The organism is Shinella sp. HY16 (assembly GCF_028534175.1).
Lineage (GTDB): Bacteria > Pseudomonadota > Alphaproteobacteria > Rhizobiales > Rhizobiaceae > Shinella.
Genome location: NZ_JAHYXL010000001.1, coordinates 2,991,306 through 3,015,946 on the forward strand (window position 1 = coordinate 2,991,306; position 24,641 = coordinate 3,015,946).

At 63.9% G+C, this 24,641-nt stretch carries 19 protein-coding genes and 1 tRNA gene; 14 read left to right on the plus strand and 6 right to left on the minus strand.

Going from position 1 to position 24,641, the window contains the following annotated elements:
• Positions 1-197: 197 nt before the first annotated feature.
• On the minus strand, positions 198-1,082 hold the full coding sequence (locus K0P03_RS14855; protein WP_023512678.1) for an N-formylglutamate amidohydrolase: 885 nt from the start codon (positions 1,080-1,082) through the stop codon (positions 198-200).
• A 190-nt stretch (positions 1,083-1,272) separates the two neighbouring features.
• On the opposite strand from K0P03_RS14855, the gene cpdR1 reads away from it, so the two are divergent.
• The 4 genes from cpdR1 (at position 1,273) to K0P03_RS14875 (ending at position 5,086) form a co-directional block, all read left to right on the plus strand.
• Positions 1,273-1,635, plus strand: a complete 363-nt coding sequence (gene cpdR1, locus K0P03_RS14860) for a response regulator CpdR1 (RefSeq protein ID WP_023512679.1) — start codon at positions 1,273-1,275, stop codon at positions 1,633-1,635.
• Positions 1,636-1,729: 94 nt separating this feature from the next.
• Positions 1,730-1,804: transfer RNA gene (locus K0P03_RS14865), tRNA-Val, on the plus strand.
• 611 nt (positions 1,805-2,415) lie between these two features.
• Positions 2,416-3,900 (plus strand): nucleobase:cation symporter-2 family protein, encoded by a 1,485-nt coding sequence (locus tag K0P03_RS14870; RefSeq protein ID WP_023516035.1) that lies wholly within the window; start codon positions 2,416-2,418, stop codon positions 3,898-3,900.
• A gap of 157 nt (positions 3,901-4,057) precedes the next feature.
• A complete protein-coding gene (locus K0P03_RS14875; RefSeq protein WP_023516036.1) occupies positions 4,058-5,086 on the plus strand; it encodes a sensor histidine kinase in 1,029 nt (342 codons plus the stop codon).
• A gap of 20 nt (positions 5,087-5,106) precedes the next feature.
• Here the strand turns inward: K0P03_RS14875 and K0P03_RS14880 are convergent, their stop codons facing one another.
• Entirely contained in the window at positions 5,107-5,244 is a 138-nt protein-coding gene (locus tag K0P03_RS14880; protein ID WP_023516037.1) for a hypothetical protein, read from the minus strand.
• Positions 5,245-5,366: 122 nt separating this feature from the next.
• Positions 5,367-6,113, minus strand: coding sequence for a FadR/GntR family transcriptional regulator (locus tag K0P03_RS14885; protein ID WP_272789957.1), 747 nt, complete (start codon positions 6,111-6,113; stop codon positions 5,367-5,369).
• Between the two features lie 163 nt (positions 6,114-6,276).
• Here K0P03_RS14885 and K0P03_RS14890 point away from each other — a divergent pair, with 163 nt between their 5' ends.
• On the plus strand, positions 6,277-7,806 hold the full coding sequence (locus K0P03_RS14890; protein WP_130514090.1) for a UxaA family hydrolase: 1,530 nt from the start codon (positions 6,277-6,279) through the stop codon (positions 7,804-7,806).
• 3 nt (positions 7,807-7,809) lie between these two features.
• On the opposite strand, the gene K0P03_RS14895 is transcribed toward K0P03_RS14890, so the two are convergent.
• Both K0P03_RS14895 and K0P03_RS14900 read right to left on the minus strand, forming a co-directional pair.
• The gene (locus K0P03_RS14895; RefSeq protein WP_272789958.1) at positions 7,810-8,160 is read right to left on the minus strand and encodes a VOC family protein; all 351 of its coding nucleotides are present in this window, start codon (positions 8,158-8,160) and stop codon (positions 7,810-7,812) included.
• Between the two features lie 10 nt (positions 8,161-8,170).
• Positions 8,171-9,220: a GntR family transcriptional regulator gene (locus K0P03_RS14900; protein ID WP_272789959.1), complete on the minus strand. Its 1,050-nt coding sequence runs from the start codon at positions 9,218-9,220 to the stop codon at positions 8,171-8,173.
• A 191-nt stretch (positions 9,221-9,411) separates the two neighbouring features.
• Between K0P03_RS14900 and ilvD the strand changes: the two genes are divergently transcribed.
• Complete coding sequence (ilvD, locus tag K0P03_RS14905) at positions 9,412-11,247, plus strand: dihydroxy-acid dehydratase (protein WP_023516042.1); 1,836 nt, start codon at positions 9,412-9,414, stop codon at positions 11,245-11,247.
• 45 nt (positions 11,248-11,292) lie between these two features.
• Here ilvD and K0P03_RS14910 read toward each other — a convergent pair whose 3' ends face one another.
• The gene (locus tag K0P03_RS14910) at positions 11,293-11,697 is read right to left on the minus strand and encodes a GFA family protein (protein ID WP_023516043.1); all 405 of its coding nucleotides are present in this window, start codon (positions 11,695-11,697) and stop codon (positions 11,293-11,295) included.
• Positions 11,698-11,782: 85 nt separating this feature from the next.
• Here K0P03_RS14910 and K0P03_RS14915 point away from each other — a divergent pair, with 85 nt between their 5' ends.
• The 8 genes from K0P03_RS14915 (at position 11,783) to K0P03_RS14950 (ending at position 24,453) form a co-directional block, all read left to right on the plus strand.
• Complete coding sequence (locus tag K0P03_RS14915; RefSeq protein WP_272789960.1) at positions 11,783-12,262, plus strand: MarR family winged helix-turn-helix transcriptional regulator; 480 nt, start codon at positions 11,783-11,785, stop codon at positions 12,260-12,262.
• Positions 12,263-12,325: 63 nt separating this feature from the next.
• Positions 12,326-13,060, plus strand: coding sequence for a DUF899 domain-containing protein (locus K0P03_RS14920; protein WP_272789961.1), 735 nt, complete (start codon positions 12,326-12,328; stop codon positions 13,058-13,060).
• Between the two features lie 29 nt (positions 13,061-13,089).
• The gene (locus K0P03_RS14925) at positions 13,090-13,866 is read left to right on the plus strand and encodes a VOC family protein (protein WP_272789962.1); all 777 of its coding nucleotides are present in this window, start codon (positions 13,090-13,092) and stop codon (positions 13,864-13,866) included.
• Between the two features lie 189 nt (positions 13,867-14,055).
• Complete coding sequence (locus K0P03_RS14930) at positions 14,056-16,302, plus strand: methyl-accepting chemotaxis protein (RefSeq protein WP_272789963.1); 2,247 nt, start codon at positions 14,056-14,058, stop codon at positions 16,300-16,302.
• 101 nt (positions 16,303-16,403) lie between these two features.
• Complete coding sequence (locus K0P03_RS14935) at positions 16,404-19,724, plus strand: transglutaminase family protein (RefSeq protein WP_272789964.1); 3,321 nt, start codon at positions 16,404-16,406, stop codon at positions 19,722-19,724.
• A 43-nt stretch (positions 19,725-19,767) separates the two neighbouring features.
• Entirely contained in the window at positions 19,768-22,161 is a 2,394-nt protein-coding gene (locus K0P03_RS14940) for a circularly permuted type 2 ATP-grasp protein (RefSeq protein WP_272790489.1), read from the plus strand.
• A 22-nt stretch (positions 22,162-22,183) separates the two neighbouring features.
• Positions 22,184-23,071, plus strand: coding sequence for a transglutaminase family protein (locus tag K0P03_RS14945; protein WP_050743780.1), 888 nt, complete (start codon positions 22,184-22,186; stop codon positions 23,069-23,071).
• A 140-nt stretch (positions 23,072-23,211) separates the two neighbouring features.
• Entirely contained in the window at positions 23,212-24,453 is a 1,242-nt protein-coding gene (locus K0P03_RS14950) for a vWA domain-containing protein (protein ID WP_024270890.1), read from the plus strand.
• Positions 24,454-24,641 lie beyond the last annotated feature (188 nt).

The following is a 24,641-nucleotide window of genomic DNA, read 5'->3' on the forward strand; positions in this document are numbered from 1 at the left end:
CGAAAGCCCGCGCAGCGCAGGCAAAGGAAATTGCTTAACGGATCGCAAATTTGTTCCGCAGTTGCGCTTGACATTTGTGCAGCGCAATATTATTGTTTTCTTACAGTCACTCGTGGCTGTAAATACCCTCCTTGGGTGTTTCCTCCCTAGACTTAACCGCGCCCCAAGCGCGGTTTTTTTTGAGAGGAGACCGGCCCCTATTCGGCCGCCAGCGCCCGGTCGACGGCGTATTCCTCGACATGGTCGGAAAAATCCTGCAGGAACGCTGAAATCGCCGTCTGCAGCACCGCGAAATCAGGTCGCTTGGCCAGTGTCGTTTCATCGACATAGAGGCCGCGGTTCACCTCGATCTGCAAGGCATGCAGCCCCTTGGCAGGCCGGCCGTAATGTTCGGTGATGAAGCCTCCCGCATAGGGCTTGTTGCGCACCACAGAAAAGCCCATGTCCTCCAGAAGCCGCATAGCAGTGCGTGAAAGCTCGCCCGACGCACTGGTGCCGTACCGGTCGCCGATGATGAAATCCGGCCGCATGCCCGTGCCGGAGACGCGGATATTGCCCGGCATCGAATGGCAGTCGATCAACACCGAGAAGCCGAAGGTGACATGGGTGCGCACGACAAGACGGCGCAGGCACGCATGGTAGGGCTTGTAGACCGTCTCGACCCGCTCCAGCGCCTCCTCCACGGGAAAGCGCTGGCGGTAGATCTCCATGTTCTCGGCGACGACCCGTGGCACGGTGCCGAGCCCGCCGGCGACCCGAATCGAATTGATGTTCGCAAAGGAGGGTAGTGCCCCCTCGAACATGCGCGGGTCGAGCTCGTAGGGCTCGCGATTGACGTCGAGCCAGGCACGCGGGAAGTGCGCAATCAGCATCGGCGCGCCGAGCGCCGGCGCGACCGAGAACAGCTCATCGACATAATGGTCTTCCGAACGGCGGATACCAAGTGAATCGAGACGCGACTGCGCCAGAAAGCCCTGTGGATAACGTCGGCCGCTGTGGGGGGAATTGAAGACGAGGGGCACGCTTTGCGAAACCGGCTCCAGCACTTCGAAGTGGCTGTTTTCGCTCAAAGCCTCCGCCATTGTTGCCCTTTACCATGCCTTCAAGTCATTGCGTGTGCCATGTTGCCAGCGGCCACCCTGCGTGTCCATACTGAGAAACAAGGGATAAGGGCTTGCCCTGCCCCATTCACCGGATATTTACCGGAATACGCTCTTGTAACAGAACCGCCCGTCCGCGGGCAGACAACCTTAGCAACGGTTCCCGAACTCCATGACACCCAAGATTCTCCTCGCAGAAGACGACAACGATATGCGCCGGTTCCTCGTGAAGGCGCTCGAAAAGGCGGGCTACCAGGTGCTGTCCTATGACAACGGCGCCAGCGCCTACGACCGGCTTCGCGAAGAGCCCTTCTCGCTGCTCCTGACCGACATCGTGATGCCGGAGATGGACGGTATCGAGCTGGCCCGCCGCGCAACGGAACTCGACCCGGACCTGAAGGTCATGTTCATCACGGGCTTCGCCGCCGTGGCGCTCAACCCGGATTCCAAGGCCCCGAAGGACGCCAAGGTTCTGTCAAAACCGTTCCACCTGCGCGATCTCGTTGAAGAAGTCAACAAGATGCTGGCCGCCTAACCCCCGGAAAAGACCGCAAAATCGGCCCGTAAAAAAAGCTTCAAAAAGCTATTGACGCGCCTCAGGGTTTTGTGGTCTATGCCCCTCATCGGATGGGCGTGTAGCTCAGCGGGAGAGCACTACGTTGACATCGTAGGGGTCACAGGTTCAATCCCTGTCACGCCCACCATTCGAATTCCAGAGGCCTTTCGGGAAACCGGAAGGCCTTTTGCTTTTCCGCCGTTGCGTCTTGCCGGCAAGGCCGGGCGCTGGGTACGAAGCATTCTCCCCCACAGCACAAAACCTGCTTCGCCGACCCGCCCCTGATCCTGACCGGAAACCGGCGCCTGCAAGGTGAGGATTCGGAGAATCCAACAGCGCGCTCCAACTCCCCATCACACCGTCATGTTTTCAGCCCGCGCCGGCGCGGCTCTTGAAAATTGTCCGGCTTTCCTCGCGGCACGCCGCATGCCGCCGGCTTTTTGCTCCGTCCGGATGGCTACGCGGAAATACACATATGCCGTGCAGGAAAGAGTTGACGGCGAGGGGTATTTTGCGGTCATATGGGTGGCACGTCCAGCCGCATATCGCACTGCGGACCAGCGCCAAGCAGGTGAAATTACACCCGAATCCGGCAGGTCGGCGGCACGCGGCGCGCATACTCCACCACTCGATTACCCCAGGAAACCGTAAAGTGTTTATCGCCTGGCTATGCTTGCGGCCGTCTACCCCTCTACCAAAGATGGCGCACCCCGTTGGAGGACGGGCATTCGAAAAGTCGACGTGATCGGAGGAGTATCCATGAGCGACGCATCCAGCATACACCCGGTGGACGAGAAACTGCCCGCAGGCAGGCTCGCGACGCTGGGCATCCAACACGTACTCGTCATGTATGGCGGCGCCGTCGCCGTGCCGCTCATCGTCGGGCGCGCCCTGCAGCTCAGCCCCCAGGACGTGGCGTTCCTGATTTCTGCCGACCTCTTCGTCTGCGGCCTCGTCACCATTATCCAGTCGCTCGGCTTTGGCCGGCATGTCGGCATCCGTCTGCCCGTCATGATGGGCGTGACCTTCGCTTCCGTCGGCCCGATGGTCTCCATGGCAACGATGACGCCGGGAACGGAGGGTGCCCGCATGATCTTCGGCGCCATCATAGGTGCCGGCTTCATTGCGCTGCTGATCGCCCCCATCATGGGCCGGTTGCTGCGCTTCTTCCCGCCCGTCGTGACAGGCACCATCATCCTCGTCATCGGCGTGTCGCTGATGCGCGTCGGCATCAACTGGACGTTCGGCAACCCCTTCGGCCCGACCGCGCCCAAGCTGATCGACCCGGCGCATGCCGAATGGCTCGCCCAGATGAAGACGCTCGCCGAAAGCGGCGGCCCTGCCGTGCCCAGCGGCTTTGCGATCGCACCGACCGTGTCCAACCCGGTCTATGCCGAGCCGAGCCATATCGCGCTGTCGGCACTGGTGCTCGTCTCGATCCTCGCCATCGCTCGCTTCGGCCGCGGCCTCATCAGCAACATCGCGGTCCTCAGCGGAGTCGTCATCGGCTGCGTTGCTGCCTCCATCCTCGGCATGATGCATTTCGACCGCGTCGCCGATGCCGGCTGGTTCGCCGTCGTCACGCCGCTGCGCTTCGGCATGCCGATCTTCGATCCCGTGCTGATCGCCACCATGACGCTCGTCATGATCGTCGTCATGATCGAATCGACCGGCATGTTCCTGGCATTGGGCGAAATCACCGAAAAGCCGGTTTCCCAGCAGAAGCTGACCGCAGGTCTGCGTGTCGATGGTATCGGCACGATGATCGGCGGCCTGTTCAACACCTTCCCCTATACCAGCTTCTCGCAGAATGTCGGCCTCGTCGGCGTCACCGGCGTGAAGAGCCGCTATGTCTGCGTCGCCGGCGGCATCATCATGATCATCCTCGGCCTCATCCCGAAGATGGGTGCCCTCGTCGAGGCCGTGCCGACCTTCGTTCTCGGCGGTGCCGGCCTCGTGATGTTCGGCATGGTGGCCGCGACGGGCGTGCGCATCCTCACGACGGTGGACTTCAAGTCCTCGCGCAACAACCTCTTCGTGGTTGCCGTCTCGGTCGGCTTCGGCCTGATCCCGCTGCTGGCCCCGAACTACCTGATGTGGATGCCGCATGCGATCCATCCCATCATCGAATCGGGCATCGTGCTCGCCTCCATCGTCGCCGTGCTGCTGAACGCCTTCTTCAACGGCGTACGCTTCGAGCAGTCCGATGCCGTCGAGGCCGCCCGCATGGCCGACTCGCATTAAAGGCCACTCGCTCACCTCAAGCCCGGCTTGCCTCTGCGCAAGCCGGGTTTTTCCGTGAACAAGGGTGCACGCGGCATTCTCCTGAGCCCACTTCCAAGGCATAGCTGAGGGCATGGCGGACAACCGCCTCCGGGAAAGGCGGTTTCGAGGAGTATTCATGGCCGGCATGTTGAATGGACGCGAAGCGCTCGTGTTGGCCGTCACCCTGTGGACGGCGCTATCGATCAACGACATTCTCATGTTGCCCGGCGGCCTGCCCATCATCGCACCGGGTTGGCTGAGCAGCATCCTGCTCGCGCTGCTTCTCGCAAGGGTGTTGCAGCGCCTTCAAAATCTGTCGAAGGTCCAGGCGATAGGTTTCGGCACGCTTTGCGTGTTCGCCGCCGCGACCACCCAGGCGGTGTTCGACATCACCGTCATCATGACGGTCGGCCCGCACGCCTTGCCCGGCGGCCAGAGCGTGCCGGGCTTCGCCATCGCCAATACCTGGGAGAAGGCTCTCCTGCAGTTCCGCTTCAGCCTGATCTGGAACGGCATTGTCTTCGGCTTCTATGTGGCGGCGCTCTCCCTGCTCAATGCGCAGCGCCGCAAGCTGGACGCGGAGATGCGGGCGCTGCGCTACGAACTCAACCCGCATTTTCTTTTCAATACCCTGAACTCCATCGCCGGCCTCATCGAGGAGGGATCGGCGGGGCGGGCCGACCGCATGGTCCTGTCGCTTTCGCGCTTTCTCCAGAAGACGCTTTCGCTCGACCCGCTCCACGATGTCCCGTTGGCCGAGGAAATCGCCCTGCAGCGCGATTACCTCGAAATCGAGCATGAGCGCTTCGCAGACCGCATGGCCTTCGATATCCGTCTGCCGGCCGAACTGGAAGGGGTGATGGTCCCCAATCTCATTCTCCAGCCGCTGATCGAGAACGCCGTCAAACATGGCGTCGGCCCGTCGCGAAAACACGTCGCGATCGTGCTTGAGGCGAAACGGGAGGGGGATCATCTCGTGCTGAGTGTCGAGAACGACCTTCCAACTGAGGACATGGGCAGAAAGCCGCCTGGAATGGGCATAGGCCTTCGCAACATCCGGGAGCGGCTGCAGGCCCGCTTCGGCAACCGGTGGCGTTTCTCGTCAGGTCCGGTGGATGGCGGCCGCTACCTGGCCACCATCACCTTGCCGCTCCGAAACGCCTGAAGGCGATCACCGGCATCCCATCAATTCAGAGGGATCGAAAGGCCGCCGCCCGAAGCCGCCGGGCGAGCGTAGGTCGTGTTGTTCGCAGCGGTCGTGCTGCATCCTGCCAGCGACAGGACCGTAAGTGCGGCGACGACGAAACCGGTGATGGGGCGCATGAATCTCTCCTTTGCGGTGTGCCCGTATGACATAGGCATGACGAAGGCTTGCGTCCACCGCCGCCGCCTTCATATCCCGTGCGTTCATCGTCAAGCCCGGGATGCCACACCCGCCAGCTTCGTCATGGCACCTCGGTGCGCCCCATCAGGCCGGAGATATCTCGCGCGGCGAGATCGAGAATATGGCGCGAGCAGGCCTCCGCGCGCGCACCATCCCGCAAACGCAGCGCATCGACCAGCGCCCGATGCACGCCGAGCGCTTCGTCATGACGCTCCGTCGCCCGGTTGGAGGCGTGCAACGCGTAGGAAAGGGCAGCGTGGATGATCGAGGACAACTGGTGGAAAACCTGGTTGTGACTCGCTTTCAGCAGCGTCTCGTGGAAACGTGTATCGGCGGCGGTGAAGGCTTTGAGGTCGCCTTCGGCATAGCTCATGTCGTCACAGGCGCACTCGAGGTCGGCAATCTCCTGCGCCGTCGCGCGGGCGGCCGCGAGGAAGGCGGCAGCCGGCTCGACGGTGCGTCGTGCTTCGAGGATGGAGCCGAGAAGCTCGGCCGAGAGCACGTCCGGGCCCATCCATTCCAGGATTTGCGCGTCGAGCACGTTCCACTCCGAACGGTCGCAGACCAGCGTGCCGACCCTCGGCCGGCCTCGCACGAGCCCCTTCGTCTCCAGCACCTTCAGCGATTCACGGATGACGGTGCGGCTGACGCCATAGCTTTCGCACAGGTCGCTTTCCCGCGGCAGAGCCCCGCCGGGCGGAAAACGCCCGCCGCAGATATCGCCCCCGATCGCCGCGGTCACGTTATGACGCACCCGGGGTCGGCGCGATGACGGCCGATGCGCCTGTCTTGCGAGCTTCTCCGCCACGTTGCCTCCACCAGTTCAATCATTGATCATACAAATCGGAAGCAATCATACGACAAATTGACGGCCAGGGCCATTACCACCTGTTGCGGAGCACAGGCAAATCGCAATATTGACTTTTGCTGACAAAGTGCATAATGCGCCGACCTCAACAGCAGGAGCCGCCATGCTCGCCGACATCCCCCCCGTGCTCGTCCTCAACCCGAAAGACAATGTCGGGGTCGTTCCTGCCAATGTCGACGCCGGCCGCATGCTGGTGAACGGCGTTTCCGCCATCGAGCGCATACCGCGCGGACACAAGGTGGCAATCGCACCGATCGCGGAAAACGAACCGGTGCGGAAATACGGCCAGATCATCGGATATGCGACACGGGCAATCCGCCCCGGAGAACACGTTCACCTGCAGAACCTTGCCATTCTCGACGTGGCGCTGAAACACGAATTCTGCGTCGACAATGCGCTCCCGGCAATGGTGCCGGCGGCTGAGCGTCGCACGTTCGATGGCTACGATCGCGGCAACGGCCGCATCGGCACGCGCAACTACATCGGCATCCTCTCGACCGTGAACTGTTCCGCCACGGTCTCGCGCTATGTGGCGGAGCATTATGCCCGCAAGTTCCGCGAGACCGGCCATGACAATATCGACGGCGTGGTGGCGCTGACCTATGGCGGCGGCTGCGCGCTGAACCTCAAGTCCGAGGGCGGACGCATTCTCACCCGCACCTTCAAGGGCTATGCGCGCAACCCGAACTTCGGCGGCATCCTGATGATCGGCCTCGGCTGCGAGACCTTTCAGTACGGCCCGCTGGTCGAGGAGGCCGGGCTGGAGGAGGGGAAAACCTTCCGCACCATGATGATCCAGAACCAGGGCGGCACGCGTAAGACGATCGAGGCGGCTTGCGAGATGATCGACGACATGCTGCCGGATGTCGGCCGCATCCGCCGCACGCCACAGCCTTTGTCGGGCATCAAGCTGGCCCTCGAATGCGGCGGGTCGGACGGCTATTCCGGCATCTCCGCCAATCCGGCCCTCGGCATCGCCTCGGATCTCCTGGTCAAGGAGGGTGCGACGACGGTGCTGTCGGAAACGCCGGAAATCTATGGCGCGGAACATCTCTTGACCCGCCGCGCCGCCCGGCCTGAAGTGGCGGAAAAACTGCTGGCCCGCATCGACTGGTGGCGAGACTACACGGCAAAGAACGACGCCGAACTCAACAACAACCCCTCGCACGGCAACAAGGCCGGCGGCCTCACCACCATTCTGGAAAAATCGCTCGGCGCGGTCGCCAAGGGCGGCTCGATGCCGCTCAACGCCGTCTATGAATATGCCGAGGAGGTGACGGAACCGGGCTTCGTCTTCATGGACACGCCCGGCTACGACCCGGCGGCCGTGACCGGCCAGATCGCCGGCGGCTGCAATCTTGTCGCGTTCACCACCGGTCGCGGCTCGGTCTCCGGCTACAAGCCGGCGCCGTGCATCAAGATCGCCACCAACACGCCGATGTACGAACACATCAAGGAGGACATGGATATCAATTGCGGCACGATCGTCGACGGCACCGAGACGATCGAGGAGGCCGGCCGCCGCATCTTCGAATTCGTCATCGAAACCGCCTCCGGCCGCAAGACGGCGAGCGAAGCGTTCGACTACGGCGACAACGAATTCGTGCCCTGGCAGGTCGGCGCGATCACCTGACCGTCAGAGGTGCATGACGATGTTGACGAGTGTGCCCGCAGGATCGCGCACGAAGAACCGTCGCACACCCCAAGGCTCGTCCGCCGGTCCGTATTCGACGATGTAACCGCCCTCAAGGACCGCCGCATAGACGGCATCGAGATCGTCCACCTCGACCGAAAGACCCGGCACCGGCGTGCCGGAACCGCCCTCGGAGGCAAAGCTCACCTGCAATGGCATACGATCCTGCGTGCCGTAGGTGACGATCCAGCCGTGGTCCATCAGCAGCCCCAGCCCGAGTATCCCGCGATAAAAAGCGGCCACACCCGCCGGATCGGCCGTTTCGATATTCGCGACGATGCGCCTGACCGTCATCCTTTCCTCCTCACCGGGTGACGGGCGTCGCATAGGCAGGCATGTCCGGCCGGTGCGCCGCACGCAGCTCCGCGACGCGGCCGATCACCTTGGGCAGCGAGACCGTGATGTGATGGCGGAGCGTTTCGGCCGCACGCGCCCTGTCGTCGACGTCGAGCGCACGGAACACCGCCAGATGCTCCGCTATGAAGGGCTCGTCGGCCGGCATCCGGTGCGAAACGCCGATAATGTGCTTGCTGACATTCAGCATGAAACGGGCACGGCGCAGCGCGATCAGCAATTCGCGGTTCGGGCAATAGCCAAGGCAGGTGATGTGCAGGTCGGTCTCAAGGCCGTCCATCGCTTCGACGGAGAGATCCGGATAGACGGCCAGCGCCTCTTCCAGTCGCTGCGTCATCGCACCGCGCTCCGCGGGCGGGATGAAGGGCGCAGCCTGGCTCAGCGCCAGCGGCTCCAGCGCGACGCGGATATCGTGCAGGTCGCGCATGCGTTGCTCATCGAGCGGCACCAGCGTCCAGCGCATGCGCTCGTCTTTTTCCGTGATGCCGAGTGCTTCCAGCCGGGTCAGCGCATCACGCGCCACCTGCCGGCCGACGCCGCGCGCACGGGCCAGCTCCACCTCGTTGATGCGGTGGCGGCCGAAGACGGACAGATGCACCATCTCGCGCTCCAGGCTCTCGTAGATCGCCTCCCAGGCCGGTGCCTTGCGCAAGGCCGGCGCCTCCTCGTCGAGGCCGAGCATCTCGGCGGTCAGCACCGCCCGCTTCGGCCCGCCGCGCCCCTGCCCCACCAGAAAACCGCGCCCATCGAACCGCCGGATCTGTCCCGCCGCCTCCAGAAGTGCGAAAGCCTGGCGCACCGGCGTACGGGTGGAGGCAAAGAGGGTCGCGACCGGCCCTTCCAGCAGCAGGGCGCCCTTCGGCAGCCGCCCGGAGGCAATCGCCTCGGCAAGCACCTCGCGGATACGCAGATAGAGCGGGCTCTTGTCGAGCGCCCCTTCGGCGCTTTCCGCACCCGTTTCCGCCAAAGCCTGCCCCGTGCCGATCATGGCGCCGACCATTGCATGAATGCACCGTGCCGACAACGGTCATGTCTGCCACGGCTCCCGGCAAGGAAATTGCGTCGCACCGGCGAAAAATCTCCATTCATTTCGTGACGCGCGGGGCATTTTGCGCTAGGGAACCCTGCTGAGGCTCGCAATGCGGCCCCAAAAAGCCCATATGTCAGCCGCGTCCACTCGAGGAATTGACCATGCCCGCATATCGCTCCCGAACCACCACCCACGGCCGCAACATGGCCGGTGCCCGCGGCCTCTGGCGCGCAACCGGCATGAAGGATTCGGACTTCGGCAAGCCGATTATCGCGGTGGTGAACTCCTTTACCCAATTCGTGCCCGGCCACGTCCATCTGAAGGACCTCGGCCAGCTCGTCGCGCGCGAAATCGAGAAGGCTGGCGGCGTCGCCAAGGAATTCAACACGATCGCCGTCGACGACGGCATCGCCATGGGCCATGACGGCATGCTCTATTCGCTGCCGTCGCGCGAGATCATCGCCGACTCGGTCGAATACATGGTCAACGCGCATTGCGCCGACGCCATGGTCTGCATCTCCAACTGCGACAAGATCACGCCCGGCATGCTGAATGCCGCGATGCGCCTCAACATCCCCGCGGTCTTCGTCTCCGGTGGCCCGATGGAGGCCGGCAAGGTCGTGCTGCACGGCAAGACCCACGCGCTCGATCTCGTCGATGCCATGGTCGCCGCCGCCGACGACACGATCTCCGACGAAGACGTCAAGGTCATCGAGCGCTCCGCCTGCCCGACCTGCGGCTCCTGCTCCGGCATGTTCACGGCCAATTCGATGAACTGTCTGACCGAAGCCCTCGGCCTGTCACTGCCGGGTAACGGCTCCACACTCGCGACCCATGCCGACCGCAAGCGCCTCTTCGTCGAGGCGGGCCACCTGATCGTCGACCTCGCCCGCCGCTACTATGAGCAGGAAGACGAGAGCATCCTGCCGCGCTCGGTCGCCAACAAGAAAGCGTTCGAGAACGCCATGTCGCTCGACGTTGCCATGGGCGGCTCGACCAATACCGTGCTGCACATTCTGGCGGCCGCCTATGAAGGCGGCATCGACTTCGACCTCGACGACATCGACGCACTGTCGCGTCGCGTCCCATGCCTCTCCAAGGTCGCGCCCGCCAAGCAGGACGTGCACATGGAAGACGTGCACCGCGCCGGCGGTATCATGCGCATCCTCGGCGAGCTCGACCGCGGCGGTCTCATCCATCGCGACACGCCGACCGTGCATTCCGAAACCCTCGGTCACGCCATCGACCGCTGGGACATCACCCGCACCAGCAGCGAGACAGTGCGCACCTTCTTCCGCGCCGCACCGGGCGGCATCCCGACGCAGGTCGCCTTCAGCCAGGAAGCACGCTGGGACGAACTCGACACCGACGGGGAAACGGGTGTCATCCGCTCCGTCGAGCATCCCTTCTCCAAGGATGGCGGCCTTGCCGTCCTCTCCGGCAACATCGCGCTCGACGGCTGCATCGTGAAGACCGCCGGCGTCGATGAATCGATCCTGAAATTCTCCGGCCCGGCTGTCGTCTTCGAAAGCCAGGATGCAGCCGTCAAGGGCATTCTCAGCGGCGAGGTGAAGGCCGGCGACGTCGTCGTCATCCGCTATGAAGGCCCGAAGGGCGGCCCGGGCATGCAGGAAATGCTCTATCCGACGAGCTACCTGAAGTCGAAGGGTCTTGGAAAGGCCTGCGCGCTGATCACCGACGGCCGCTTCTCCGGCGGCACGTCCGGCCTTTCGATCGGCCATGCCTCGCCCGAGGCCGCCCAGGGCGGCGCGATCGGCCTCGTGCGCCAGGGCGACCTCATCGAGATCGACATCCCCAACCGCACGATCAACCTTGCGGTCCCGGAAGAAGAACTCGCCGCCCGCCGTACCGAACAGGACAAGCTCGGCTGGAAGCCGGCCGCTCCGCGCAAGCGCAATGTCACGACGGCGCTCAAGGCCTATGCCGCCTTCGCCGCCAGCGCCGACAAGGGCGCCGTGCGCATCCTGCCGGAATAAGCTTCGACCGGGCGCGAACATCCTGTTTCGCGCCCGGCTGTTTGCTCAGAGGTGGCGCGTCTCGGCCGGCGTATTCCACCAGGCATTGTTCCGTCCGTCGAAATATTGCACCGGCAATGCTGCAAGCTCGCTGTGCTCGATATCGTCGAGGCAGGCGACGTTGATCGAGACATAGGCGCCGCCGATCGCCTCGACATAGCCCTGGCCGAACGGCGAGACACCGCAGGTCTTGCAGAAGTGGTGGTGCCCGCTCATCGTGCCGAACTGGTAGTCGCCGAGATCCGCCTCGTCGCATTGCAGGCGAAAGGCATCCGGCTTGATCTGGGCACCCCAATAGCGCTTCTTCGAGCAGATCGAGCAATTGCAGCGGCCCGTCCCGGCGGAGAGGTCAATATCGGCCTCATAGCGGATTTTTCCGCAATGGCAGCTTCCCTTGTAGGTCTTCAACATCACGTTCTCCTCGCTTGCACCGATCCAACTAAAATGACAATATGCTGTCAAAACCACATTTGCAAAATGACAGCATGTTGTCAATATGAGCTCTGACCGCACTCCCGCCGGCGATGCCTTCGCCACCTTTGCCATCTCGGTCCTGCGCCTCGCCGGGCATTTGCAGACGGCGGGCGATGCACTGGCCAAACCCGCCGGCCAGACCAGCGCCCGCTGGCAGGTGCTCGCCGCCGCCGCCCATGCGCCCATGTCCGTCGCCGATGCCGGCCGGGCGCTTGGCATGACGCGGCAAGGCGTTCAGCGCGTTGCCGATCTCCTCGAGAAGGACGGCCTCGTCGCCTATGCCGAGAACCCCGCCCACCAGCGCGCCAAGCTGATGGTGCTGACGGATGACGGCGTGGCGGCGCTGACGGCCATAAGGGCGCGGCAGGCAGTTTGGGCCAATGCCCTCGGCGGTCTGCTCGGCGAAAAAGACATTCAGGCGGCAACCAGAACCATCGCCGCAGCGTTACAGGTCGTCGAGAAGCAGACCGTGCCCGACGACCGAGACCGGGCGTCGCTTTGACACGACCGAAGAATGTTGATACCAACTTATTTGTCGAAAGCCCGTGAAAGAGGAGTTCCGAGCATGAGACCGCACCACGAGGTCGTATCCCAAACGGAATGGCTGGCAGCGCGAAAGGCGTTGCTGGTGCTGGAGAAGGAGGAGACAAAGCTGCGCGACAAGGTACGCGCCGAACGCCTCTCGCTTCCCTGGGTCAAAGTCGAGAAGATCTATACTTTTGAGACACCCGATGGCCGCAAGACCCTGACCGACCTGTTCGATGGCCGCAGCCAGCTCATCGTCTATCACTTCATGTATGGTCCTGATTGGGAGGCAGGCTGTCCCGGCTGTTCCTTCATGGCCGACCATATCGACGGCATGCTGCCGCATCTCAACAATCACGATGTCACGATGATCGCCGTCTCCCGCGCACCGCTCGAAAAACTCACCGCCTACAGGAAGCGCATGAATTGGACATTCCCGTGGGTTTCTGCCTTTGGCAGCGACTTCAACTTCGACTACCATGTCTCCTTCACCAAGGAGGAGCTGGCGAGCGGCAAGGTCATGTACAATTACCGCGAGACGAACGCCGCCGATGCGCATGACGAGCTTCCCGGCCTCAGCGCCTTTTTCAAGGACGAGGACGGCACCGTCTACCACACCTATTCCGACTATGCCCGCGGCGGCGAGGAGGCGCTCGGCACCTTGATGATCCTCGACCGTGCGCCAAAGGGCCGAAACGAGACCGGCACACTCAGCTTCGTCAAGCGCAAGGATGAGTATGCGGATGCGCCCAAAGCGCGATCCTGCTGCGACTAAGTCCGTCCATCAAGAAAATGGAGAACCGCATGCACAAGGATTATGGCACATTCTGCTGGTACGAATTGATGACGCCCGACGTGCCCGCCGCCGAGCGGTTCTACGCCTCGGTCGTCGGCTGGTCGACGCGCGATTCCGGCATGGAGGGCATGAACTACACCCTCGCCTATGCCGGTGAAACACAGGTGGCCGGGCTGATGGAACTGCCCAAGGAAGCCGAGGGCATGCCGCCGATGTGGATGGGCTACATCTTCACCGACACGATCGAGGAGACTCTTGACGATATCGCGGCCAATGGCGGGAAAATCCACCGTCAGCCGCAGGATATTCCCGGCATCGGCCGCTTCGCCGTCGCCACCGACCCGCATGGTGCCGTCTTCTCGCTTTTCTCCACCGAGGACCAGGCCCCCGACCGGCCGGAAATGATGACGCCCGGCCATATCGGCTGGAACGAGCTGATGGCCGGCGACCTCGACGAGGCTTGGGACTTCTACGACAAAACCTTCGGCTGGACGAAGGACATGGCCGTCGACATGTCGGACGCCGGCATGGGCACCTACCAGACCTTTGCCGTGCGCGGCGGCAATGCCATCGGCGGCATGATGACCAACCCGCCCGGCACGCCCATGCCGCCTTTCTGGAGCTATTACTTCGTGGTCGAAGGCCTCGACGCGGCCGGAAAACGCGTGACGGACGGCGGCGGCCAGGTGGTCATGGGCCCGATGGAAGTGCCCGGCGGCGCCTGGATCCTCAACTGTGTCGATCCGCAGGGCGCATATTTCTCGCTCGTCGCGACGAGCCGCTGAGCCTCGACTGCGCGGGGCGGCCCAGCCGCCCTGCCTTTCCACAGCCTTCATGAAACAGTCATGGAGCCGTCATGACGAGACGGTATGGATAGGCCGTCAGAACCGGACAGGCTCCGGCTGCAGGATGCGCCTTCTGACCGCCGACGCCGGCATGATCTGTAGCTGCGTATCTTTTTCAGAAATCATCCCATGCGCCTTTCCATCAAGCTTTCGCTTGCAGCCCTGCTGCTGGCTGTTATCGCCATTTCCGCGACCAGCATCGCAAGCCTCACGCTGAGCGCCAGCCAATCGACCGCGGCCGCCATGACAAAACTCGAAACGTTGGCCGACGGACGGCGCAACGAGCTGGCGCAATATCTGCAATCGGTCGTCAAGGAGACGCGCGATCTTGCCGGCCAGAAGGTGATCGCCAAGGCGCTCGACGATTTTTCCGGCGCGCTAGGCGCCATCGAGGGCGACCGCACGGGTGAGCTGCAACGCCGTTACGGCGGCAAGGCCGAGCTGAAATCCGCCGAGATCGATAAATTCGACCAGTTGCACGGCCGCTATCACGGCTTCTTCCAGCGCAACGCTGAGGCGCAGGGTTTTGACGACATGCTGCTGGTCAACCTCAGCGGCGACGTCGTCTATTCACTGAAGAAACACGGCGATTTCGGCGGCAATGTCTTGAGCGGCGCAACGCTCAAGGACACCGGTCTCGCCAGGGTTTTCGCGGAGGCAGCACCGGGTACGGACACGGCCATCGTGTCCTTCGGGGATTTCGAGGCCTACGCCCCCGCCGGCCGCGCCATGGCCTTCCTCGCCGCGCCCGTCTCCTCCGTCGCCGGCAAGATCGGCGTGCTCGTCGTCGCACTGCCGAGCGAGCGCATCACTGCCAGGCTGAACAATCCGGTCGGCCTTGGCGAAACCGGCGAGGCCATGCTGCTGAACGCCGAAGGCACCCTCCTCACCCGCCCCGCGCATGGCGCCGATGCCGACATATTCGCCATGCGCATTGCACCGGACCTGCTGACTGCCGAAGACGGTACTGATATCGCCAAGGCGACCCTTCCCGATCATCGCGGCCGCGAGGCAAAACTCGCCGCCGCGCGCTTCGATTTCCTCGGCCACACCTGGACGGTCGCCGCCGTCATGGCCTCCAGCGAGGTTTTCGCCGGCCTCAATCGCCTCATCAACTGGACCCTGCTGATCTCGCTCGGCGTGCTCCTCGTCACCGCCGCCGTCGGCTTCCTCTTCGCCAGCCGCCTCTCGCGCCCGATCACCGCCCTCGTCTCCGACATGGGGCGCCTTGCCGCCGGCGACACCACCATCGCCTGCAACGGCCAGGAGCGTCGCGACGAAATCGGCGACATGGCCCGCTCCGTCGTCGTCTTCCGCGACGCGGCAATCGAAAAGGAACGTCTGCAACAGGAAACGGCGACGATGCGCGAAGACGCCGAAAGCGAACGTGCCGCCCGCGATGCCGCCAAAGCGGCCGAGGACGCAGAGACGGAAGCCGCCGTCCAGCACCTTGCCGAAGCGCTGCAACACCTCGCAAGCGGCGACCTCACCCGACGGATCGACACGCCCTTCATTGCCGCGCTCGATCGCATCCGCACGGACTACAACGTCTCCATCGAGCGCCTCGCCGAAGCCATGACGACGGTGCGCATCAACACCCACCGCATCCGCGACGATTCCGGCGAAATGCAGGAGGCGCTCGTGCAGCTTTCCAGCCGCACCGAGCGCCAGGCCGCCTCGCTCGGCGAGGCCGCGACGGCGCTTGCCGAGATGACCCAGGCCGTGCAATCGGCCGCCGAGCGCACGACGGTCGCCGAGCGCCTCGCCTCCGATACCAAGAAAAGCTCCGCCGCTTCCGAACAGGTCGTCGACAATGTCGTCGGCGCCATCGGCAAGATCGAGACCTCCTCGCGCGAAATCGGCAACATCATCGGCGTCATCGACGATATCGCCTTCCAGACCAACCTTCTGGCGTTGAATGCCGGCGTCGAGGCCGCGCGGGCCGGGGAGGCCGGCAAGGGTTTCGCCGTCGTCGCCCAGGAGGTGCGCGAACTTGCCCAGCGCACGGCAAGCGCCGCGCGCGAGGTGAAGGCGCTGATCACCAAGTCCGCCGGCGAGGTGGCGCGCGGGGCGGGCCTCGTGCGCGAGACCGGCAGCGTGCTGCGCGATATTGCCGGCAAGATCCATGCCATCGACGCCGAGATCAAGGAAATCGCCCGGGCCGCGCGCGACCAGTCCGCCGGCATCCACGAGATCAACACGACGATCCGCCAGCTCGATACGGTCACGCAGCAGAACGCCGCGATGGTCGAGGAAAGCAGCGCCGTCACGCACCGTCTTTCGGACGAGTCGGCGATGCTCGCCCGTCTCGTCGGCCAGTTCGAAATCCCGCATGAGGCACCGGCGGCGCGCCCCATGCTCCGGCGCATCGCGTAATCCTTTGAAAGCGCGCGGCGATCGCGCTTGCAATCTTTCTTCGCATTGCACAAACTCCCCTCGATGACGGCAGAAGACCGTCCGAGGGGATCAAAGCGCGCATGTCGATCAAGGCCGGTATCTACCACCTCACCCACTATATCTACGACAAGCCGGTCCGCCTCGGACCCCAGATCATCCGGCTGAAGCCGGCGGCGCATTCCAGAACCAAGGTCATCAGCCACTCGCTGAAGGTTTCGCCGGAAAACCATTTCGTGAACCTCCAGCAGGACCCCTACGGCAACTACCTCGCCCGCTACGTCTTCCCCGATCCGGTGACGGAGCTGAAGATCGAGGTCGATCTCATTGCCGACATGACGGTCTACAATCCCTTCGACTTCTTCGTGGAGGAGGAGGCCGAACACTGGCCCTTCGATTATCCGGAGGACCTCAGCGAAGACCTGAATATCTATCGCACGCCCGAGCCGCTGACCCCGGCGCTCGAAGATTTCCTGAAGACGATCGACCGCTCGCGCCAGCGCACCATCGACATGGTAGTCGGCCTCAATGCGAGGCTGCAGCAGGAGATCGGCTACGTCATCCGCATGGAGCCCGGCGTGCAGGCACCGGAGGAGACGCTGACGGTTGCCCGCGGTTCCTGCCGCGATTCGAGCTGGCTGCTGGTGCAGATCCTGCGCAATCTCGGTTTTGCCGCCCGCTTCGTCTCCGGCTACCTCATCCAGCTCACACCGGACCTGAAGGCGCTCGACGGCCCCTCGGGCACCGAGGTCGATTTCACGGACCTGCATGCCTGGTGCGAGGTCTATCTTCCCGGCGCCGGCTGGATCGGTCTCGATCCGACCTCCGGTCTCCTCACCGGCGAAAGCCACATCCCGCTCGCCGCCACGCCACACTACCGCAACGCCGCGCCGATATCCGGCGGCTATTTCGGCGAGGCGAACACCGAATTCGACTTCGCCATGACGGTGAAGCGCGTCGCCGAGCACCCGCGCATTACAAAGCCGTTTTCCGACGAGAGCTGGGAGGCGCTGAACGCGCTCGGCCGTGACGTCGATAGCGTGCTCGCCGCCAATGACGTGCGCCTCACCATGGGCGGCGAGCCGACCTTCGTCTCCATCGACGATTTCGAATCCGACGAATGGAACACCGCCGCCGTCGGCCCGACCAAGCGCGAGAAGGCCGACACGCTGATCCGCCGCCTGCGCGAAAAATTCGCGCCCGGCGGCTTCCTGCATTACGGCCAGGGCAAGTGGTATCCCGGCGAAAGCCTGCCGCGCTGGACCTTTTCGCTTTACTGGCGGCGCGACGGCAAGCCGATCTGGCAGAACCCCGATCTCATCGCCGAGGAAGGCGTCGTGCGCCCCGTCACCGAGGACGATGCCGGCCGATTGCTGACCGCCATCGCCGGCGAACTCGATATCGCGCCCGACATGGTGGTGCCCGCTTTCGAGGATCCGGCGGAATGGCTGGTCAAGGAGGCGAACCTTCCCGAAAATGTCGACCCGTCGAACTCCAAGCTCGAAGACCCGGAAGAGCGCAGCCGTATCGCCCGCGTCTTCGATCGCGGCCTGACCCGCCCCACCGGCTACGTGCTGCCCGTGCAGGCGTGGAATTCCCGCGCCAACGGCCGCCGCTGGTCGAGTGAGAAGTGGAGCACCCGTCGCGGCCGCCTGTTCCTCGTGCCGGGCGACAGCCCTGTCGGCTACCGCCTGCCGCTTACCACCCTGCCCTGGCTGTCACCGGCGGTCTACCCGTATATCAATCCGATGGACCCGAGCATTCCGCGCGACGACCTGCCGGATTTCGAAAAGGATCCGGGCCGTCCCCAGCAGGCCGCGCATTTCCAGCCCTTTGCCGGACAGCAGTCGCAGGTGCCGCAGTCCACCGACGAAATCGGCGGCCATGTGCGCACCGCCATCTCCGTCGAGCCGCGCGACGGCCGGCTCTGCGTCTTCATGCCGCCGACCGTCAGCGTGGAAGACTATCTCGACCTCATCGCCTCGGCCGAACGCGCCGCCGCTGCCCTCGGCCTGCCCGTCCATATCGAGGGTTATGCGCCGCCGCATGACGAGCGCATCAACGTCATCCGCGTCGCGCCGGACCCAGGCGTCATCGAGGTGAACATCCACCCGGCCTCCGATTGGGACGACTGCGTCGACATCACCACCGCGATCTACGAGGAGGCACGCCAATCCCGCCTCGGCGCCGACAAGTTCATGATCGACGGCCGCCACACCGGCACGGGCGGCGGCAACCATGTGGTCGTCGGCGGCAGGAGCCCGAACGACAGCCCGTTCCTGCGTCGCCCGGACCTGCTGAAAAGCCTCGTGCTGCACTGGCAACGCCACCCCGCGCTCTCCTACCTGTTTTCCGGCCTGTTCATCGGCCCGACCAGCCAGGCCCCGCGCATCGACGAGGCCCGGCACGATTCGCTCTACGAACTGGAGATCGCGCTTTCCCAGGTGCCTGCCCCCGGCGAAGGCGCGCCGCCGCTGCCCTGGCTGGTCGACCGGCTGTTCCGCAACCTCCTGACCGACGTCACCGGCAATACACACCGCTCGGAAATCTGCATCGACAAGCTGTTCTCGCCAGATGGACCGACCGGCCGCCTCGGCCTCGTCGAGTTCCGCGGCTTCGAAATGCCGCCGAACGCCCGCATGAGCCTTGCCCAGCAATTGCTGATCCGTGCCCTCATCGCCCGCTTCTGGCTGACCCCGGCGAAAGGAAGTTTCGTGCGTTGGGGCACCACGCTGCACGACCGTTTCATGCTGCCGCATTTTGTCTGGCAGGATTTTCTCGATGTGCTCGCCGACCTCAAGGCGAACGGCTTCGACCTTCGCCCCGAATGGTTTTCCGCCCAGCTCGAATTCCGCTTCCCCTTCTGCGGCGAGGTCGAATACGAGGGCGCGAAGCTGGAGGTGCGCCAGGCGCTCGAACCCTGGCATGTCATGGGCGAACAGGGCGCGATCGGCGGCACGGTGCGGTATGTCGATTCGTCCGTGGAGCGCCTGCAGGTCAAGCTGGAGACGGCCAATCCGGGGCGCTACACCGTCGCCTGCAACGGCCGGCCGGTGCCGCTGAGGCAGGCCGGCGCGCGGGGCGTTTCGGTTGCCGGCGTGCGCTACAAGGCCTGGCAGCCGGCCTCGGGCCTGCATCCTGTGCTGCCCGTCAATACACCGCTTACTTTCGACATTTATGATACATGGTCACGGCGCGCGATCGGAGGCTGCATTTACCACGTTGCCCATCCGGGTGGACGCAACTATGACACCTTTCCGGTCAACGGCAACGAGGCCGAGGCGCGCCGGCTGGCACGGTTCGAGCCCTGGGGGCACAGGGCTGGCGGTTATACGCTGTGGCCGGAAACCCCGCCGGCGGATTTCCCGCTGACGCTGGATTTGCGCCGGCCCGCCGGTATCTAGTGTTTAGCCTCCTCCAGGAGTGAATGGATTGAAGACCACGAGTATGGGGGCGGAACGCAGGGCGGCCAGTGCGGCGAAAGAGCCGGCTCACGCCTATGCCCCGCTTCCCGAGGTGGCCGACGAGATGGTCGACACCGAAGGCAAGGTGCGCCCCGTCTGGCGGCATTTCCTGAATGCGCTCGGCCGCATGGACGAGGCCGACCTTGCCGGCCGCTTCGCCCGCGCCGACCGGTATCTGCGCGATGCCGGCGTCTTCTACCGCGCCTACGGCAAGGAGGCGAACACCGACCGTGCCTGGCCGCTCTCGCACATTCCCGTGCTGATCGACGAAGCGGAGTGGGAAAACCTCTCCCGCGGCCTCATGCAGCGCGCCGAACTGCTGGAGGCAGTCGTCGCCGATATCTACGGCAAGAACGAGCTTGTCGCGAGCGGCCTCCTGCCTCCTGCCCTCGTCGCCTCCAACAGCGAGTTCCTGCGCCCGCTCGTCGGCGTGCATCCTGCCGGCCAGCATTTCCTGCACTTCGTCTCCTTCGAGATCGGCCGCGGGCCTGACGGCAACTGGTGGGTGCTGTCCGACCGCACGCAGGCTCCCTCCGGCGCCGGTTTTGCGCTGGAAAACCGCGTGGCAACCACCCGCGCCTTCTCCGATGTCTACGCGGAGACCCACGCCCATCGCCTCGCCGGCTTCTTCGGCGCCTTCCGCAACACGCTGCAGGCCAACAAATCGGCCGAGGACCGCATCGCCGTCCTGACGCCGGGCCTTGCCAACGAGACCTATTTCGAACACGCCTATATCGCCCGCTATCTCGGCTTCATGCTGCTGGAGGGCGAGGACCTGACGGTCGTCGGCGGCAAGGTCATGGTGCGCACCGTCGCCGGCCTGAAACCGATCGGCGTGCTGTGGCGGCGGCTTGACGCCTCCTTCGCCGATCCGCTGGAGCTGAACCAGAACTCCCATATCGGCACGCCCGGCATGGTCGAGGCGCTGCGCTCCGGCTCCGTCACCTTCGTCAACGCGCTCGGCGCCGGCATCGTCGAGACGCGCGCCTTCCTCGCGTTCCTGCCGAACATCTGTCGGCAACTGCTCGGCGAGGACCAGCTCCTTCCCTCCGTCGCGACCTGGTGGTGCGGCCAGAAGAGCGAGCGCGAACATGTCGCGGCTCATATCGAGCGCATGGTCATCGGACCGGCCTATTCCACGCGGCCGTTCTTCGACGACAACGAACAATCCGTGCTCGGCTCGACGCTGCGCGACACCGCGAAACAATCGATCGCCGAATGGCTGGCCTCCGACGGTGCCAAACTGGTCGGTCAAGAGGCCGTGACGCTCTCCACCACGCCGGCTTTCGTCGAGGGGAAACTCGTGCCGCGGCCGATGTCGCTGCGCGTCTTCGCCGCCCGCACGCGCGACGGCTGGCAGATCATGCCCGGCGGTTTCGCCCGCATCGGCGCCGGCGACAATGTCTCGGCCATCGCCATGCAGGAGGGCGGTTCGGCGGCGGACGTCTGGATCGTCAGCCCGAAACCCGTCGAGCGCACGTCGCTGCTGCCCGCCGAAGAGGTTTTTACTCGCAACATGCCCGGCAGCCTGCCGAGCCGCGCGGCCGACAACCTGTTCTGGCTCGGCCGCTATATCGAGCGGGCGGAAGGGGCGCTGCGCATCCTGCGCGCCTGGCACGGCCGCTACGCCGAATATGCCAATCCGGAACAACCGCTGCTGAAGGACGTCAGCGACTATCTCGAAGCGCTCGACATCGATACGTCGGAGGCCGTGCCGACGAGCCTCATCCGCAACATCGACAGCGCCGTCTTCTCCGCCAGCAACATCCGCGACCGTTTCTCGCCGGATGGTTGGCTGGCGCTGAACGACCTCTCCAAGACAGCGCGCCGCTTCCATGTCAACGTGCAGGCCGGCGACGACGCGACACGCGCCATGACCGTGCTGTTGCGAAAGCTCGCAGGCTTCGCCGGTCTCGTGCATGAAAACATGTACCGCTTCACCGGCTGGCGTTTCCTCTCCATCGGCCGCTATCTCGAACGCGGCCTGCACATGACGCGCCTGCTCGGCCACATGTCCGGTGAAGACGCGCCCGACGGCGCGCTCGACATGCTCCTGGAGATCGGCGACAGCGTCATGACCCACCGCCGCCGCTACAATGTCGCGACCGCTCGCCTGACGGTCACCGACCTGCTCGCGCTCGACCCGCTCAACCCGCGCTCGATCCTCTACCAGCTCAACGAGATCAAGAACGAAGTTGAGCAACTGCCGAACGCCTATGCCAACGGTCAGATGTCGCCCTTCTACCGCGAGGCGATGCGCCTGCATGCGGGCCTGGCGGTGATGACGCCGGAAACCATGACGGATGCGGTGTACAAGCGTTTCGAGGCGGAACTCGAAAAGCTGTCCGACATTCTTGCGAAGACCTATCTGAGCTGAGCGAGGGGGAGGCGCCGAAACCATGCTCTACGACGTCAACCTCCATATCAGCTACCTCTACGACACGCCGGTTTCCGGCGGCCGGCATATCGTGCGCGTGCTGCCGCTGTCGATCGGCGGGCGCCAGCGGCTGGTCGCCGGCACGGTGGGCGTAACACCCGGCCCCGGCGAACGGGTCGACCACAACGACTTCTTCGACAACCCGATGAGCGCCATCCTCTTTCGCAATGCGCATGAGCGGCTGGATATCCGCATGCAGGCGCGCGTGCATGTTGACGTGCCGGAACCGGCCGCCGACTTTTCCCCCCGCGTTGCCGACCTGCCGGAGGATATCGCCAACTACTGGTCGCTCGATGCCGGCTCGCCGCACCACTATACCGGCCCGAGCCCGCGGCTGAAGGATTGCCCCGAGATCGCCGAATACGCCCGCTCGATCGTCAAACCCGACATGACGATCCGCGCCATCGCCACGGCCGTCTGCGCGCGCATCCACAAGGATTTCACCTACGATCCGAAGGCGACCAACGTCGACACCACCCCGCGCGAGGCCTTCAAGCTGAAGCGCGGCGTCTGCCAGGACTTTACCCATGTGATGATCGTGGCGCTCCGGAGCCTCGGCATTCCCGCAGGCTATGTCAGCGGGTTCCTGCGCACCATCCCCCCACCAGGCAAGGAGCGGCTGGAGGGGGCGGATGCCATGCATGCCTGGGTGCGCTACTGGTGCGGCCGGGTGAACGGCTGGATGGAGCTCGACCCGACCAACAACATCCCCGCCGGGACCGATCACATCGTCGTCGGCTACGGCCGCGACTATGCCGACGTCGCCCCGGTCATCGGCGTGCTCAAGGGCTACGGCCAGCACAAGACGAGCCAGGCGGTCGACGTCATTCCGGTGCGGCAGACGGCGTAAATCCCGTTTGGAAACAACCGGGAAGACCGGATTTTCAAGGTCTTTGCAATTTTACGAAAACTATACCACGCACCCGAACCGTTAAATAACACTTCGCTGCTAGCTTCCCCCCACATTATGAAGATGGTGGGTGAGTTCTCATGACGAAGAATACGGAAAGAAAGACCTGGGTCTCCCGCCTTCTGCGGGACCGCGGCGGTAATTTCGGAATGATGACGGCGCTCGTCTTCCCGGTCATGCTGGCCGCCGGTGGCGTCGCCATCGACCTGACCACCATGGTCATGAAGAAAGCCGAATTGCAGGACGCCGCCGACGCGGCCGCCCTCGCGGCGGCCTCCGCACTGGCCAACGACGGCAAGAGCATCTCCGAGGCGAAGGTCATCGCGATGAGCTTCCTGAAGACACAGATGAGCGGCTCGACCAAAGAGGAAGAGGAAAAGGCCAAGACGGAAGGGACGAGCGGTTCGGACGGCAACGAAAATGGCGTGGAAGAATACGATTTCGATGCCTCGACCGTCGTCGAGATCATCGAAACGGCGCTGGTCGGCAACGGCAAATCGTTCAAAGTGAACGTCTCGACAAGCTACGAGATGAAGTTCAACCCCTTCACGCGGCTTCTCGGCCAGACGAAGACCACGATGAACGCCGCAAGCTCGGCGGAAAGCGCGACGGAATCGAAGAACGCCCTCTCGATGTTCCTCGTGCTCGACAAATCCGGCTCGATGGCCTGGATCACCAACGAGAAGGACGCAGCGGTAAAGTCCTGCATCAACTGGACGGAATCGAACTGGGGCAACACCAAGACCAAGGCGACGAGCCCGTGCTACGTTTCCAAGATGGCCGCGCTGAAGCTCGCTGTGGCAAGCCTTTTCACCCAGTTCAAGGCGGCCGACCCAACAGACACCTTCGTGCGCACAGGCACCATCGCCTATGATTCGGTGAGCTATACACCAAGTGCGCTGGCCTGGGGCTTCACAAGCTCGTTGGACTACGTCAACAAGCTCGACGCCAATGGCGGCACGGCCTCCGGCGCAGCCATGAAGACGGCTTACAACAGGCTGAAGGAAGCGTCCGAAAACACCGCTCACAGGGATAAGAACGGCCAGGTTCCGACCAAATACATCGTCCTCATGACGGATGGCGACAACAACAACACGGCCGACGACACGAGCACGAAGGCAACCTGCACCTCGGCCAAGAATGATGGCATGGAGGTCTACACCGTTGCCTTCATGGCACCGACCCGCGGCCAGAATCTGCTCAAGGATTGTGCATCGAGCGCTTCGCACTATTTCCAGGCCGAGAACATGGCAGCCCTCGTCGCAGCCTTCAAGGTGATCGGCGAGCGGACCTCCGCAGTGGTCTCCCGCCTGACCAAATAAGCGGCATCCCGCTATAGGAAAAAGCAAAACCCGCTGGGCCGGCCCAGCGGGTTTTTTAGCATATTCAACGTGTTTCAGGCATGTCGAAAATGCATGCGGCCTTTCTAGAAAAGCCTGTTGCAAGCGCTTCGGATAGATGCATAAATTGATTTAAACGCGACTTTCGCGAGAACGGACGCACAGAATGC

Coding starts and splice junctions, on each gene's coding strand:
- K0P03_RS14950 (WP_024270890.1), top strand. CDS start 23,212: ATGACGAAGAATACGGAAAGAAAGACCTGGGTCTCCCGCCTTCTGCGG.
- K0P03_RS14855 (WP_023512678.1), bottom strand. CDS start 1,082: ATGGCGGAGGCTTTGAGCGAAAACAGCCACTTCGAAGTGCTGGAGCCG.
- K0P03_RS14900 (WP_272789959.1), bottom strand. CDS start 9,220: ATGGTCGGCGCCATGATCGGCACGGGGCAGGCTTTGGCGGAAACGGGT.
- K0P03_RS14930 (WP_272789963.1), top strand. CDS start 14,056: ATGCGCCTTTCCATCAAGCTTTCGCTTGCAGCCCTGCTGCTGGCTGTT.
- K0P03_RS14895 (WP_272789958.1), bottom strand. CDS start 8,160: ATGACGGTCAGGCGCATCGTCGCGAATATCGAAACGGCCGATCCGGCG.
- K0P03_RS14890 (WP_130514090.1), top strand. CDS start 6,277: ATGCTCGCCGACATCCCCCCCGTGCTCGTCCTCAACCCGAAAGACAAT.
- cpdR1 (WP_023512679.1), top strand. CDS start 1,273: ATGACACCCAAGATTCTCCTCGCAGAAGACGACAACGATATGCGCCGG.
- K0P03_RS14910 (WP_023516043.1), bottom strand. CDS start 11,697: ATGTTGAAGACCTACAAGGGAAGCTGCCATTGCGGAAAAATCCGCTAT.
- K0P03_RS14880 (WP_023516037.1), bottom strand. CDS start 5,244: ATGCGCCCCATCACCGGTTTCGTCGTCGCCGCACTTACGGTCCTGTCG.
- K0P03_RS14935 (WP_272789964.1), top strand. CDS start 16,404: ATGTCGATCAAGGCCGGTATCTACCACCTCACCCACTATATCTACGAC.
- K0P03_RS14875 (WP_023516036.1), top strand. CDS start 4,058: ATGGCCGGCATGTTGAATGGACGCGAAGCGCTCGTGTTGGCCGTCACC.
- K0P03_RS14940 (WP_272790489.1), top strand. CDS start 19,768: ATGGGGGCGGAACGCAGGGCGGCCAGTGCGGCGAAAGAGCCGGCTCAC.
- K0P03_RS14915 (WP_272789960.1), top strand. CDS start 11,783: ATGAGCTCTGACCGCACTCCCGCCGGCGATGCCTTCGCCACCTTTGCC.
- K0P03_RS14870 (WP_023516035.1), top strand. CDS start 2,416: ATGAGCGACGCATCCAGCATACACCCGGTGGACGAGAAACTGCCCGCA.
- K0P03_RS14920 (WP_272789961.1), top strand. CDS start 12,326: ATGAGACCGCACCACGAGGTCGTATCCCAAACGGAATGGCTGGCAGCG.
- K0P03_RS14945 (WP_050743780.1), top strand. CDS start 22,184: ATGCTCTACGACGTCAACCTCCATATCAGCTACCTCTACGACACGCCG.
- K0P03_RS14925 (WP_272789962.1), top strand. CDS start 13,090: ATGCACAAGGATTATGGCACATTCTGCTGGTACGAATTGATGACGCCC.
- ilvD (WP_023516042.1), top strand. CDS start 9,412: ATGCCCGCATATCGCTCCCGAACCACCACCCACGGCCGCAACATGGCC.